Origin of the sequence: Flavivirga aquimarina, assembly GCF_030540835.1 — a bacterium.
Taxonomy (GTDB): Bacteria; Bacteroidota; Bacteroidia; order Flavobacteriales; family Flavobacteriaceae; genus Flavivirga; species Flavivirga aquimarina.
Window position 1 is genome coordinate 1 of sequence record NZ_JAUOEK010000072.1, and the last position, 15,343, is coordinate 15,343.

Annotated in this window: 14 protein-coding genes; 1 reads left to right on the forward strand and 13 read right to left on the reverse strand. The window is 31.2% G+C overall.

Annotated features, from left to right (window positions below; translation table 11 throughout):
• Positions 1-876, reverse strand: an 876-nt coding sequence (locus Q4Q35_RS06500; protein WP_303277143.1) for a T9SS type A sorting domain-containing protein, incomplete at its 3' end; no start/stop codon positions are given.
• A gap of 756 nt (positions 877-1,632) precedes the next feature.
• On the opposite strand from Q4Q35_RS06500, the gene Q4Q35_RS06505 reads away from it, so the two are divergent.
• Positions 1,633-3,717: a response regulator gene (locus Q4Q35_RS06505; protein ID WP_303277144.1), complete on the forward strand. Its 2,085-nt coding sequence runs from the start codon at positions 1,633-1,635 to the stop codon at positions 3,715-3,717.
• A gap of 141 nt (positions 3,718-3,858) precedes the next feature.
• Here the strand turns inward: Q4Q35_RS06505 and atpG are convergent, their stop codons facing one another.
• From atpG to Q4Q35_RS06565, 12 genes are all read right to left on the reverse strand, one after another.
• Entirely contained in the window at positions 3,859-4,719 is an 861-nt protein-coding gene (gene atpG / locus Q4Q35_RS06510) for an ATP synthase F1 subunit gamma (RefSeq protein ID WP_303277145.1), read from the reverse strand.
• A 114-nt stretch (positions 4,720-4,833) separates the two neighbouring features.
• Positions 4,834-6,414, reverse strand: coding sequence for a F0F1 ATP synthase subunit alpha (gene atpA / locus Q4Q35_RS06515; protein ID WP_303277146.1), 1,581 nt, complete (start codon positions 6,412-6,414; stop codon positions 4,834-4,836).
• A gap of 65 nt (positions 6,415-6,479) precedes the next feature.
• Positions 6,480-7,016 (reverse strand): ATP synthase F1 subunit delta, encoded by a 537-nt coding sequence (atpH, locus tag Q4Q35_RS06520; RefSeq protein ID WP_303277147.1) that lies wholly within the window; start codon positions 7,014-7,016, stop codon positions 6,480-6,482.
• Positions 7,016-7,516, reverse strand: coding sequence for a F0F1 ATP synthase subunit B (locus Q4Q35_RS06525; protein WP_303277148.1), 501 nt, complete (start codon positions 7,514-7,516; stop codon positions 7,016-7,018). The genes atpH and Q4Q35_RS06525 overlap by 1 nt, the downstream gene beginning before the upstream one ends.
• A 76-nt stretch (positions 7,517-7,592) precedes the next feature.
• On the reverse strand, positions 7,593-7,802 hold the full coding sequence (gene atpE / locus Q4Q35_RS06530) for an ATP synthase F0 subunit C (protein ID WP_034042296.1): 210 nt from the start codon (positions 7,800-7,802) through the stop codon (positions 7,593-7,595).
• A gap of 18 nt (positions 7,803-7,820) precedes the next feature.
• On the reverse strand, positions 7,821-8,906 hold the full coding sequence (gene atpB, locus Q4Q35_RS06535; RefSeq protein ID WP_303277149.1) for a F0F1 ATP synthase subunit A: 1,086 nt from the start codon (positions 8,904-8,906) through the stop codon (positions 7,821-7,823).
• Between the two features lie 129 nt (positions 8,907-9,035).
• A complete protein-coding gene (locus tag Q4Q35_RS06540) occupies positions 9,036-9,431 on the reverse strand; it encodes a hypothetical protein (protein ID WP_303277150.1) in 396 nt (131 codons plus the stop codon).
• A gap of 1 nt (position 9,432) precedes the next feature.
• The gene (locus tag Q4Q35_RS06545) at positions 9,433-9,684 is read right to left on the reverse strand and encodes an AtpZ/AtpI family protein (RefSeq protein ID WP_303277151.1); all 252 of its coding nucleotides are present in this window, start codon (positions 9,682-9,684) and stop codon (positions 9,433-9,435) included.
• Positions 9,632-10,063, reverse strand: coding sequence for a bactofilin family protein (locus Q4Q35_RS06550; protein WP_303277152.1), 432 nt, complete (start codon positions 10,061-10,063; stop codon positions 9,632-9,634). The genes Q4Q35_RS06545 and Q4Q35_RS06550 overlap by 53 nt, the downstream gene beginning before the upstream one ends.
• 21 nt (positions 10,064-10,084) lie before the next feature.
• Complete coding sequence (porW, locus tag Q4Q35_RS06555) at positions 10,085-12,652, reverse strand: type IX secretion system periplasmic lipoprotein PorW/SprE (RefSeq protein ID WP_496559754.1); 2,568 nt, start codon at positions 12,650-12,652, stop codon at positions 10,085-10,087.
• A 491-nt stretch (positions 12,653-13,143) separates the two neighbouring features.
• Positions 13,144-13,848, reverse strand: coding sequence for an ABC transporter ATP-binding protein (locus tag Q4Q35_RS06560; protein ID WP_303277154.1), 705 nt, complete (start codon positions 13,846-13,848; stop codon positions 13,144-13,146).
• 11 nt (positions 13,849-13,859) lie between these two features.
• A complete protein-coding gene (locus Q4Q35_RS06565) occupies positions 13,860-15,338 on the reverse strand; it encodes a DUF5687 family protein (RefSeq protein ID WP_303277155.1) in 1,479 nt (492 codons plus the stop codon).
• Positions 15,339-15,343 lie beyond the last annotated feature (5 nt).

Sequence of the window (15,343 nt, forward strand, 5' to 3'; positions counted from 1 at the left end):
TGATAGATAGCTTATATCTATGGTTGTATTTGTAGTTTCTAATACTTTTTTTCCCAATAGATTATAAACCTGTACTTTTTCTGCTTTATTTAATGTGCTCAAGCTAATATTCAATGTGTTTAAAACAGGGTTGGGGTATAGACTTATAGCATTAAATTCATTATCTAGTACACTTAAACTACTACAATTATTACTAAAACTGGCTGTAATGTCTATATCATCACTCCATTGAGTCGTGCTGTAAGCTACATCATCTACTTGTATACAACTTAAATTTGGATTACCACTTGCATCGAACACAAAGAAATTTGTATTATTTCCATTTGCCATATTTAAGCTTGTTAAAGCATTATCAGAACAATATAATATTTCAAAGTCTGGATTATTGGATATATCTAAGCTCGTTAAAGCATTATCAGAACAAACTAATACTTTTAAACCTGTATTATTGGATATATCTAAGCTTGTTAAAGTATTACCAAAACAATATAATTCTTCTAAATCTATATTATTGGATACATCTATGCTTGTTAAAGTATTATCAGAACAATATAATATTTTTAAATCTGTATTATTGGATATATCTAAGCTTGTTAAAGTATTATTATAACATAATAAACCTGAAATATTAACAAATGCCTCTATACCTGTTAAATCTGATATAGATTTAGAAGAAACATCAAAAATACCTGTAAAAGCTAATGCTTCGGCACAGCTAATTTCGGTATCATTATCCGTATTTATATTAGTATCTGCTATTAACGCTGCCTTAAAATTGACATCGGGTATATTTACATTTCCTGTACATTGAGCCTGTACAGCTATTTGTGTTAATCCTAATAAAAAGAGCGTTAAAACTAGTAATTGTTTTTTCATGAATTTTTGAGTTTTAAAATTAGTATAAAAGAAACCATTTTTTAGTCAGATTACATCACAAAACAGTCAATTTAAATTTAACAAGCTTTTATCCGTTGCTAAAAATCTAACTATTCAATTAGTAATTTCACTATTATACATATTATTTTTTATGTTTGAAGTTCAAGAAAAGATTGCAAATAAAAGATGACTAAAAGGATAAGGTAATATATTACATTAGGAGCAGGTGAAAACACTAATAAAAATGAATTAAAAATATTACGTCATTACAGTCTTTGGCAATGTTTAGATCATAAATAAACCAGTCCTACCACCAATAACTCCTGAAACCTGTTTTATTGATAATTCTATCCTCTAATTTTGAGAGCTTGTATATTAAGGGTTAAAATAATAATTAATTCAAAGAAGGTCAACTCTGGTTAAAATTGTCTGGATGTGTTAAATAATCCCCAAAGCACAAAGCTCTGGAGGATTATCTAACTGCAAAAGGATTTAATAAATACTAACCAAAAATCCCAATATTTTTAAGCGTTTAAAAAGCTATTACCTGTTGTTGGTTGTTGTCCTGTTATTAACCATGAATTAGTACTAAAACCGAAACAGTATATTGCTTTAGTATAAAACCTTATACAAAAAGACTAAATCTAAACATCACTTTTTGGTCAATAAACATCACTAATGATTCAATTCTGTTAGAATTGTTATGCATATCAACAGGTATGTTTATTTTTGGTACATAACTCAAATTTAAGCCCCATGATAAAAAAGATTTCCAACCTACTTTACAGATATATTACACTTGGTGCAGACGAAAATACGAGTCAGAATGACTTGAAAAAGATTACTCTGTTACATATCTTTTGTAACACCTGGTATCTTTTTTTAATCGCTTCTTTTATTGAAGATTTTTTAAAAAACAAATTGATTTTAATGAATTATCTGACTATATTCTCATCAACAATAATCGTACAGGTATTACAATACTATAAAAAGTTTTATATCGCTCGTCTTTCCTTTATGTCTTTTATTTTTGTTAGCGTTATATATTTTTCCAATTATGTATACAAAGGTCAGCTTTTAGAATATTTTTTGTTAGCACTTCCATGTATGGCATTAATTTACATCGATAATAAAAAAATCAACATCTTAATATTCGTTGTATGTTTAATGGTACTCTATATCCCCAATTTATATTTTAAACATTATCCTATTCCTGTTTTAAATAATGTGAACCCTCCATTCTTGTTCTTAAACCTTTTTATTGTAATGAGTTACTTTAAAAGCCTTAATATTAGAAATGAAAAAATACTAGAAGCCAAAACCAGAGAACTGGAAGAACTGGATAAATTTAAATCACAATTTTTCACCAATATATCTCATGAAATACGAACTCCTTTAACTCTAATTAATGGGCATATATCTGATTTAGATGCACATACTTTTGAAAACAGATCTTTGCCTACAATTCAATCTGGTATTAAAAAGCAGATTAATATAATTACTAATATGGTGGACAATGTGTTAGATTTAGCCAAAATGCGATCTTCTAATTTTAGTTTGGAATTAAAACCTATTAATATTTCTGAATTGATTCAAAAACACTATTTGAATTTCGAGCCTTTATTCAAGCAGAAAAATATTGCTTTTCACATTTTTAAAAATTCTAAAGATTGCATGGTTAATATTGATGTTGTTTTTTTTGAAAAAGCCATTAATAATATCCTTACGAATGCTTTGAAATATACCGATGAGGGTGAGGTTAAAATTACTATTTCTAAAAAAAATCAACATGTTCATATAGCTATTTCTGATACTGGAATAGGTATCTCTAAAAACGACCTGAAGCATGTTTTCGATCGGTTTTATCAAGTAAATAACGATACTAACAAATCCGGTGGTAGTGGTATTGGTTTGGCATTTAGTAAAGAAATTATTAAATTACATAATGCTCAAATTTTATTGGCCAGTGAGCTTAATGTCGGAAGCACGTTTACCATTGTACTACCATTAGAAAAAAGTATAGCTGCAACTCTTGTTACACCAGTAGATACAACACCCGTTTTCATAAAAGAAGAGTATCCTCTACAACAAGTCTCTATAGAATCGAGTCATATTTTTTTAGTTGTTGATGATAATTATGATATGCGCCAATATTTAATCTCTATACTAAACAATTATAGTTGTTTAGAAGCTTCTAATGGTTTAGAAGCGCTTGAAATTATAAAAGAAAAAAGGGTTGATTTTATTATTACAGATTATATGATGCCTAAACTAAATGGGTATGAGTTTATCTTAAAACTTAAAGAACTCAATAACAATACGCCTATTATCATGCTTACAGCAAAACCCGATATTCCTATAAAGCTAGACGTTTTAAAGCTTGGTATAGATGACTATATTACAAAACCCTTTGATGAAGAAGAACTTTTGATACGTATTAAGAATTGTATTAAAAATTACACCTCAAAAAACTCATATAATGAAGCACATCAAATTTATGCAAATGACTATCATGATTATTTTATTACTAATCTTAAACAATACATTTATAAAAATTCCAGAGAAACGACATTAAACCAAGATATTTTATCTGAAGAATTTAATATTTCCAAAAGCTCTTTTTATAGAAAAGTTAAAAGTCAGACAGGTTTAAACCCAAATAATTTTATCAAGGAAATCAGACTTCAAAAAGCACGGGAGATTTTGGAACGAAATCCTACCATATTACTAAAACAAATCGCTTTGGAAGTGGGCTATAATCATGATACTCATTTTTCTAAAATTTACTTTAAGCGTTTTGGAGTACGACCAACGAGAACCAATAATAAAAATATTTCTTAAAACGCACATCTTGGAGCTACTTTTACAGCTATTGGGACAAAGAGGAATTCTTTACGTTTATATAAAGAAAAGACCCGAATCTTTCAATTCGGGTCTTTTCTTTATTATCAAATATTTTGATAATTATTTTTTTAACAGTTCTTAATTATTAAGCGCTTCTGCTCCACCTACAATCTCTAATATTTCATTAGTAATGGCTGCTTGACGTGCTTTATTATAAGTTAATTTAAGCTGATCTCTTAGCTCTGTCGCATTATCTGTTGCTTTATGCATGGCTGTCATACGAGCACCATGTTCGCTTGCAAAAGAATCTCTAACGCCTTTATACAACTGCGTTTTTAACGACTTTGGTATTAACTCTTCTACGATCTGTTCTTTAGATGGCTCAAAAATGTAATCTGCATTACTGTTAGTATCTCCTTCTACAGGAACAATTGGTAAAAACTGTTCTGTCATTACAATCTGAGTTGCTGCATTTTTAAACTTATTGTAAACGATTTCAATTTTATCAAATTCGCCTGAAACAAATTTATCCATTAATAACTCTGCAATGGCTGCAACATTATCGAAAGTTAAATCTTCAAAAACATCACTTTTATTGGCAACAACTCTATTTTGCTTAGTGAAAGCATCACTAGATTTCTTTCCTATTGCTACTACAGATACATTCTTATCTGCATAAACCGAATCAATTAAATGTTGTGTTTGCTTAATAATGTTTGAATTAAAAGCGCCACATAAACCTCTATTGGAAGTAATTGGAACTATTAATACATTATTTACCTCACGTTGTGTTGAAAATTTACTTCCAGAATCTGCATCTAAAGTCGCACTTAAGCTTTGTAAAAGCTCTGTTAACTTATCTGCATAAGGACGCATTGCAGTAATAGCATCTTGTGCCTTCTTTAACTTTGCAGCAGATACCATTTTCATGGCACTGGTAATCTGCATTGTTGAAGATACCGATGATATTCTGTTACGTATTTCTTTTAAGTTTGCCATTCTTTTATTGTATTCGAATGTTATTCAAAAGAGACTCTTCGACTAGCTTCGCTAGCTACCTTCAAACAAAATGTATTTTGTTTTTGGCAATGCTCAGAGTAACACTTGTTAAAATTATGCTATATATTTCCCTGATAAATCTTTTGCTACAGTTGTTAATGTATCTGTAACTTCATCAGTTAATTTACCTGCTTTTAATGTACTAAGCACATCTGCATGTTTTGCTCTTAAGAATTCAATAAAATCTCTTTCGAATTCTTTTACTTTTTCTACAGGAACATCTCTCAATAAGTTTTTAGATCCTGCATAAATAATAGCAATTTGGTCTTCAACGGTAAATGGATCGTTTTGAGCTTGTTTTAAGATCTCCACGTTACGTTTACCTTTTTCAATTACGTTTAATGTAACGGCATCTAAATCTGATCCGAACTTAGCAAATGCTTCCAATTCACGGAATTGTGCTTGATCTAATTTTAAAGTACCTGATACTTTTTTCATAGATTTAATCTGTGCATTACCACCAACACGAGATACTGAAATACCTACGTTAATTGCCGGACGTACACCAGAGTTAAATAAATCTCCATCTAAGAAAATTTGCCCATCTGTAATAGAAATTACGTTTGTTGGGATATATGCAGAAACGTCACCTGCTTGTGTTTCAATAATTGGTAAAGCTGTTAAAGAACCCCCACCTTTCACTAATGGCTTTAATGAATCTGGAAGGTCATTCATATCTTTAGCAATACTATCATCATTGATAACTTTTGCAGAACGTTCTAATAATCTTGAGTGTAGATAGAAAACGTCACCTGGATACGCTTCACGTCCCGGTGGGCGACGTAATAATAAAGATACTTCACGGTATGCTACCGCTTGTTTAGATAAATCGTCATAGATAATTAATGCTGGACGACCTGTATCTCTAAAATACTCACCAATGGCAGCACCTGCCATAGGAGCATATACTTGCATTGGCGCAGGATCTGATGCGTTTGCTGCTACAATCGTTGTATAAGCAAGAGCACCTCTATCTTCTAATGTTTTAGCAATACCTGCTACAGTAGATGCTTTTTGACCTACAGCAACATATATACAATATACAGGCTCACCTGCATCGTAAAATTCTTTTTGATTTAAGATGGTATCTATACAAACAGTGGTTTTACCAGTTTGACGGTCACCAATAACTAACTCACGTTGTCCACGTCCAACAGGAATCATGGCATCAATAGATTTAATACCTGTTTGTAATGGTTCTGTTACCGGCTCACGGAAAACAACACCAGGAGCTTTACGCTCTAAAGGCATTTCGTAAGTATCTCCAGCAATTGGCCCTTTACCATCAATAGGATTCCCTAAAGTATCTACAACACGTCCAACAATACCTTCACCAACATTAATAGAAGCAATACGCCCAGTACGTTTTACAGTAGATCCTTCTCTAACTCCTACAGAAGCACCTAATAATACGATACCTACATTATCTTCTTCAAGGTTAAGTACAATCCCTTCTAATCCACCTTCGAATTCTACTAACTCACCATATTGTGCGTTAGCCAATCCGTAAGCACGTACAATACCATCACCTACTGTTAATACTGTTCCAACTTCATCTAATGAAGCTCCTGCTTCAAAACCTGAAAGTTGTTGTTTTAAGATTGCTGATATTTCAGCTGGTTTTACTTCTGCCATCTTTAATTATGTTTAAATTTCGTTTTTAAACGCATTTCGACTGCGCTCAATGTGACAAAACGTTTTTAATTTAATGTAAATTCTTTTTTTAATTTGTTTAGCTGATTTGCAATACTTGCGTTGTATTGTATATCTCCTATTCTTAAAATGAAACCACCTAAAATGCTTTCATCTATTATGTTTTTAACTTCAACATTTTTACCGGTAAGCTCTTTAGCTTTTGCTAAAACTTGCTTTTCCAGAGCAGCTGTCAAGGCTACTGCTGTTGTAACTGTTGCCAGTTCAATACCCTTTGATTCATCAAATAATTGATTGTATTTTAAAGCAACATGCCCTAAAAGGTCAATTCTATTATTATTCACTAAAGTATCTATTAAGCTTAAAGTTGTTTTATTTGAGTTCTTAAAAACCTCTAATAAAATAGTTTTTTTCACTGAAGCATTAATTACAGGACTTTGAAGTGTATCGTTTAAGTCTTTACTTTCTGCAATAGTATTTACAATTAACTTCATATCATTATTTACAGCGTCTGCTGTTTTTTGATCTGATGCTAAGCTTAATACTGCTTTTGCATAACGTATTGCTGCTCTTACTCCTGCCATTATGCCTCTGTTAATGATTTTTCACCCAACATGGTTTTAACTAACTCTAACTGCTTGTCTTTGTTAGATAACTCATTACGCACCACTTTCTCAGCGATCTCTAAAGATAAACCTGCTACGTGATTTTTAAGTTCTGCCATAGCAGCTTTCTTTTCACTTTCAATAGCTGCTTGTGCTTGTTGAATTAACTTATTAGCTTGCTCTTGGGCTTCACCTTTAGCATCTTCTATCATTTTATTTTTGATATCACGTGCTTCTTTCAGCAAAGTTTCACGTTCTGCTCTAGCCTCTTTTAAAATGCGTTCATTATCTGCCGTCAGGTTTTCCATTTCTTTACGAGCTTCTTCAGCAGATGCTAACGCATTTTTAATTCCACTTTCTCTTTCTTCAACTGCTCCTAAAATAGGCTTCCATGCAAATTTTCTTAAGATGAAAAGCAAACATAAAAATGTAATTGCTGTCCAAAAAACCAGTCCAAATTCAGGTGTAATTAAATCCATTTTTTTTGTATTTTAATAATTTAAATTTTAAAAAAGTACTGAAACAACCAACCGTTGCTTCAGTACTCTTAGGTTTTTATCCTTGTAAGAAAGCAACAACAACACCAAATAGTGCCACCGCCTCTACGAAGGCTGCTAAAATTAATGCAGAAGATTGAATCTTACCGTGCATTTCCGGTTGACGAGCCATAGCTTCCATGGCCGATCCTCCAATTTTACCAATACCAACTCCAGCTCCAATAGCTGCTAAACCAGCTCCAATAGCTGCAATTCCAGTAATAGTCATAGTAGTATAAAATTTAAATTAATGATGTTCTTCTTCTGTAGCCATTCCAAAATAAAGGGCTGACAATATTGTAAATATATATGCTTGTATTGCTGTAACAATAATTTCAATAACTGTAATAAACAATGAAAATGCTATAGATACTGGAGCAATTGCAACAGACTTAAATACAAATATTAATGACATTAATGCTAATATAATAACATGCCCTGCTGTAATGTTAGCAAACAAACGAATCATTAAAGAGATTGGTTTTACAAACATCCCAATAATTTCAATAGGCATTAAAAATATTTTCATTGGAACTGGAACCCCTGGCATCCAAAAGATATGTTTCCAGTAATTCTTATTTCCACTAAATGTTGTAATTATAAAAGTAAATAACGCTAACGTACATGTAAACGCGATATTACCACTTAAATTCGCTCCGTTTAAAATTGGAATTAAACCGAATATATTATTAATCCAGATAAAGAAAAAGATAGTTAACAAATATGGCATGTATCTTTTATATTTATGTTCGCCAATCATTGGCTTACCAATTTCATCCCTAACAAATATCACAAGAGGCTCAACAAATCCTGCAATTCCTGTTGGAACATTATCTTCAGATTTTTTATAGTGCCTTGCAGCTGTAAAAAAGATTAATAATAAAACAATTACCGAAACCCACATCATAAATACGTTTCGTGTAATAGAAAAATTTAAAGGTCTGTGAGCATTAGTTGGATGATGTTCTTCATCAAAATTAACGGAAGAAGCCCCTTCATCTAATTGATATATTTTCTCGTGAAGTTTAACAAACTTACCTCCATTTTTTTCAACAATTGTTTTACCTGAATCATCATGATGAAATTTACTTGAAGAAAATGTAGTCAATCCATTATCTGTCCAAAGTATGATTGGCAACGAAAGTGAAACTGCATGCCCATTCCAATCCCAAAGGTGAAATCCATGAGCGTCTTTAACGTGATGCAAAATCATTTCTTTGGCATTGAACTCTTTGCTGTCTTTGTTGTCTGAATCTTCTGTCGCATGTCCAACAAACGATATTGCTAGAAATAGAGCAGAAAATAATATGCTTTTAAAGGTGTTTAATGTCATTCTGTATCGCTTAAAAATACCATGCTTTAAATTCGGTGCAAATGTACACACATAAAATGAATTGACAAATATAATTTAATGATTATTTGGCAGTGTTTTCCTAAGCACGAAAAGAAGATAAATAATCTACTATTTTTGAAGAATTCTAGTTACAGAATACACTTCAAATGCAAGAAAAATAAAATAAGGAATAAAGAAGTTCGCAAGGTCGTAACCTTTTTGATCTGGTTTAGATAAAATCCATGGCAATAAGAATACAATAACTAATATCATTTTTAAAAACATTCCTAATATAAAAGCATTAAAGACTTCTGTTTTACCAATAGATTCTCTGTAATTAATTAAAGTATAAATTATAATAACAGTAACAATATGAAATAAATAAATATGCCATAGCGGAAAAAACAATATAATATCCTTGGCAAAATGAAAACTTAAATACGTGTGAATTACAAATAATAAAACACCTACGGCTGTAAGCTGAATAAGAAAGCTAGATTCTCTTTTCTTAAAAAGATTATTCATTTTATTGTTCTTCTTTTGAAGTTGCAATAATACGTCTAATTATATATATTATTGATATAATCACAGAAGATAATGCGCCAAAAAGCGTAAATAAGTTATGCTGATTAGGATAGTTTTGATCTAACTTATAACCTATAAAAGTTCCAACGCCAATAATGGCAAACATTTGAATGGCAAGCCCTGAAAACCTAGCGTATGTATTAAGCTGTTTTTTCGGTTTCTGGTCTTTTTGGTTGTTGTCCTTGTTGTCCACCTTTATTCATTTCTTTTACGGTGCCTTTCATGATACAGGTTACATTAAAAGTAGCTCCAGGCTCAACAGCCAATTTGCCAACGACAACTTCGCCTTCAATAAAAGCAGATGTTTTTAATGTTAATGTACCTGATAGTGCTAATTTTCCAGAAAATTTACCTTCAAAGTAGGCATCTGTTCCTTGTAAAGTACCTTTAACGAAACCTGTTTTACCAACGACTACTTTTCCTGAAGTTTTAATATTTCCTTCTATAATGCCGTCGATTCTAAAATCGCCTTCGCTATTAAAGTCACCAACCATCTTGGTGCCTTGTGATACAATGTTTTGACTTGGTTTGCTTTCTACCATTTGTTTTTCTTTTTTATTTTCGGAGAACATAATGTGATGTGCTATTAATTATTAATGGTTATTCGTATTCAAATAGGTATCTAAATTTTTATGGATCTGAACAATTTGATAATTTGCTGATGCTATTGCAAAATACGGTTCTTTTATTTTTTGTTTATCTTCTTCAATTATTAGCTGGTCGAATGTCTTAGCTACTTTTGCGTTTTTTAATCCATGAACAACCACAAGAATTGTATTTGGATTATAGACATCGACCGACGATTTAAAGTCATAATATTTTATGTTTTTTAAAACAGTATCTAAGGTTTTTTGAAAACCATAAACTTTTTCCATTTCCTGATTCTCAAACTTAAAAAAGATTTTATAATTAGAGGTAACTTTATCCTCTAAAATAAAATCTTTGTTTAAAAGTTTAGGCAAAACACTGGTTTCGATCTTTTGAGCCTGCATACCTTCTTCTGTATTGGCATAAGTAGTGGCTATATGATTTATTGCCTTACTATAAGCTTCGTATCCATATAACCTCCCTAGGGTTGTCGCTTTTAGTAACTCAAATTTTGGTACAATAGCATCTCCATCAAAAACGTTTATATAATTTTCACTTTTAGAAATTACTTCTGCATATTCCTGATTTTCAAACTGTTTATACAGTGCTTCATATAGGCTTTCCGGGCTATTCTGATCACGATCTGATGCTAGTTCTGGATTCTTTAAAATAGTAGCATATCTGGAATCTGGATATGTTGAAATAATCTCATTCTTAGCAATGGTTGCTTCATCGATTTCACCTAAAAGCTCATAAATTTTATACAAATTGTACTTAGATGGTAATATGAGTCGTTCTTCTGGATTACTTTTTAGTAAGTCCTGAAATTTGCTTTTAGCTAATTCGTATTCTTTAAACTTTTCTTTATAAATTAACCCTAACTGATAATAAGCATAGTTTCGTTCTTTTGAAATACTATCAATATCTTTTTCTGCCGAAGGGATTTTAGATATGTAAAATTGAGGGTCAAATAATTCTTCTTCGGTTGCTGAAGCTAAAATATTATTATTTGCATCGTTACTAATGCTTCCTGAATTTACTTTGTCTGACCATCTCCAATCGTCTTCTAAAACTCTATCCCCCCAAAATTTTACAAATTCATTTTTACCATAAGATACTGTAGTAGGATTGTAAAAATAAAATGCTGTGGCTTGGTTAGGAGTGCTCCCTCGGAGAGCATTCGGGCTTCCTATCTGGTTATTAACTGTTACTAAACCTGTATTGCGCTTTGCAGCTTCTTCTCGCTTCTTTTTTTCTTCTTCTTCGGCTGCTTTAATTTTTAGGGTCTCTACTAATGACTCAAAATAAGCTAACCTATCTGCTTCTGGTAAGTTTATAAGTCTTAAAATACTATCATTAACTTGAGCTATCCCTTCATAATAAATAACATCCTCTAAATTGTCCCGTTTACGTTTAATAATGCGATATGGTTTAGAATTTAAAGCTAAATTTCCTAAAGTGCTGTCATAATATTCGCCAGCTTCCTTATAAATAGATTTGTCAAAATTCATGTCGCCTAGAATTTCGTAATTCCTAGCTCTTAATAGTTTATCTTTAGAATTAGTACGTAAGGACTTGTTGTAATAGACTACTGCTAAAGTATCTGATTGACTATTTAAATGGTATTCTCCAATTTGGTGATAAATTTTATCTAAAAAAGGTCTGTTTTCTCTATTCTCTTCAAGCTTTGCCAGTAACTCTGTTAACTCTAATCGATTGCCATTCTCATAATCGAAATTTTTAATCTTTTCAATATGAGCACTTATCATATAAATCCTAGGTGTTTTACGGTTAAGTTCAATCACCTTATCAAATGCCATATTCGCACTGTCTTTTTTACCTAGTTCATTATACAATTGCCCTTGTATAAAACGGTAACGTCCTCGCTCATCATTACTTTTAGTTACATTTGATGCTATTTCTAATTGCGTTATGGCACTATCAACAGATTTTGTATTTAAATAGGCTTGTGCCAACATAGACGTTGCATCTGCTAAATCCTGACCTTTAAGTTCTTCTTGTGACAAAAGACGCTTTAAATTTTTAATGGCCAAATCATCATTATCTAAACGAATATTTGTTTTTTCACGCCAAATTTTAGCTTGATTTATCTTATCACTGGCCGGATACTTATAAAGTATATAATTAAATGCTTCTAATGCCGGTATAAAACGCTGATCGAAATATCTGGATTTTCCTAAAAGCAAATAAGCTTCATCCATTTGAGGGTTCTTCTCTCTCCCATCAATATTCATACTGTGCTTCTGAATTGCTTTAACCGCCTTTTCTTCTGCTCTTGTAAAGTTCTCGTTTTTAGATTGCCCAGGTAGTACAATATCTTCGAATATTTGCATGCGCTCTATTGGAAGCACATCCCAATAATTATCGGTATAGTTTTCGTTAAGGCTTTGCCTTCCTTGATCTAAAGCAATATACCCGTTGTAAAGTGTATTAAATTCTGTTGTAAGCGCATGCATGTTTCGGTTGATGAATTTGTCCTTTTTTCTAGAACAACTTACAACCAATAACGTAGAACATATAATAATTAATATTGCTTTAGAAGGTCTTTTCAATGCTGGTATTTTTAGCCTAAATAAATAACTACAAACTCTTACATATATTATGTACGCAGGTAAAAATAAGCATCTTTTTTGATTAACCTATAAAATCCGAGCGACTTTTAAACTATAAGAACGCCTGTATAAGTTGCATATTTTAAAATTGTCTTGAATTCATGAATATTTTTTGTGCTAATAGGTGCTTCTCGCAAAGTCGCGGAGGTGTTAAGTTGTCTGAGATCGCATGGTTGTTAGAGGCAATATGAAAATCTTCAACGTCAACTGATATTGTCTATTGAACACTTATTATTGTATAGACTGCAACTGTGATGCTTAACTAAAATTGACTGTTTTTGGAATTATATTCTCTCGCTAAGCCACGAAGACGCAAAGGCTTTTAATTAGAGATGAAATATAAACTAATTAAACACTGAACACTATTTCCTGAATACTGTACACTGCTCACTGATTACCGAACACTGCTTACTGAAACTGTACACTAAAAACTAAACACCAGTCCCAGTAAAATGTACTTCAAGTTCTTTTAATGTAGCTTCACTTGTTATTAAGTCTTTTACTATTTCGCCTTTTTCAAGTACTACAATACGCTCACATACATCGGTAACATGCATTAAATCATGACTGGAAATTAAAACTGTTATTCCTTGTTTTTCCGCTAAATCTTTAATAATCGTTTTAAGACGAATTTGTGTGGTTGGGTCTAAGTTTGCAAAAGGTTCGTCCAGAATAATAACTTCTGGGTTTCCTATTAAAGCAGCTACAATACCAGCTTTTTTCTGGTTTCCTTTACTTAAATCGCGCAAATATTTTTTTTGACCTAGTATTTCACCATGAAAAAAGTCTTTAAACTGAGCTACTAAAGTATCAACATCTGCTTTATTTTGATTGCGTAATTCACCAATAAAATAAAAGTACTCTTCGGCTGTTAAATAACCTATTAAAAAGCTTTCGTCTATAAATGCCGAGGTAAAAGGTTTCCAATCTTCGCTTTCGTTTACTTGAATACCATTGCTTTTTATAAATCCTGCTGACGGTTTAATTAAATCTAAAAGCAAACTAAAATAAGTCGTTTTTCCTGCGCCATTATTACCTACCAAGCCAAAACTTTGGCCTTTAGGAATGTCTAATGATGCTATATTTAAAACTTCATTTCCACTATATTTTTTTGATAAGTTTGAAGTTGTTATCATAATGTTATGTGTTAATTATTTTGATCGAAAGCATCAATCATTTTATACTTTGATTCTAAATATTTTTTAGTAATTATTTTCATTAGTTTTTGATGTAAAACGATACCAGTTATACCAAGCACAGCTATAATTAAACAAGCTATTTCAAAATTCAATAAATAATAGAGCAACGCAAACAAACCCATTGGCACCAACAATAAAGGGATGCCAATAAGCCATTGTACAGCACCGGTCCCCTGATAATTAAAAGCCGCTTTTTGATCTAAATTGATCTTTTTTCTATTAAAAGACCCGCCATATAAAATGATATGTGAATTAACACCTATATTATAAATTGCTGACACAAAATGGGCTAATAAAACCTTCCAACCAAAATAAATGTAAGGTACACCTAGCACAAACATAATTACAACACTTAAAGCCATTAAAGTGAATTTTGATTTTAAATATTGTTCGTATTTAATATTCTGGCTCATAAGTAATTTGTAATAACTACTATCCCAAGCAGGTATAAACTGTCCAAAATTCATTAAAAAAATGCCTGTTGAAAAAATACCTACAAAAATGAAAAACGGGACACTCTCTTTTAAGTTAGGATTAGTATAAATGAATAAACCATAAAATAAACCTAATACCAACATCCAAACAGAAGATTTTGTGCGTTTATTACGCCAAATTAGTTTTAAGTCTAATTGCATAAAAGGTGCAATGTCTCCAAAGTTTTTTGTCCATTCAAGGTTAGATGTATTTACTTCTTTAATCTTTGTTTTTAATCCGCTATCTAGAAATAACCTTTTTCTTAGTAGTTTAAAGTTTAATGCATAAAGGGCTATTAGAATTATAATGGGAATTATAATAAAAATAGGAGATTCGTAAATAGCGTTGAATCCTTTTCCAAATAAATCTGTAAATGAGATAATATTAAAATAATTTAATGCAAATAACCCTGTTGTAAGTATAATTATAGGAAGAAAAGAAAGTTCCGTTTCTATAGAAAAGCTTTCAATAATAAAATTTAAAAAATTTACAATAAGCGTTACAATAGTTAGGGTAAGCATCCATATTAACACAGCGTTAAGGGGGTAGTCTTGCATTATTAGAGTAACTCCAAAAGGTATAATGGCAAATAGGGGTAAAAAATTAAAGAATGATATGGCCGATTTTCCTAAAACATAATTTACAATTTTACTTCTTTTTATAGGTAAGGTTAAAAGGGGCTTAACACTCATCATAGGCAATTTCTGAAAGAAAAATCTAAAAATTAAATCGCCTAAAATCCAATAAAACAAAAAATTATTGACCATAAACAAAGGGTCTTGTTCTGGGTGAATTTTTTTTAAAGCTGGATACATTCCAATTCCCATACCTAAAAACATAAGAATAAAATACAAGCCAAAAAAGCCAATTAGTATCTTAACTCCTAAACTTTTTCCAAAACTAGCCGATCTAATAAAAGACTTCCACTCTAAACTAAGAAATCGTTTAACCATGATTT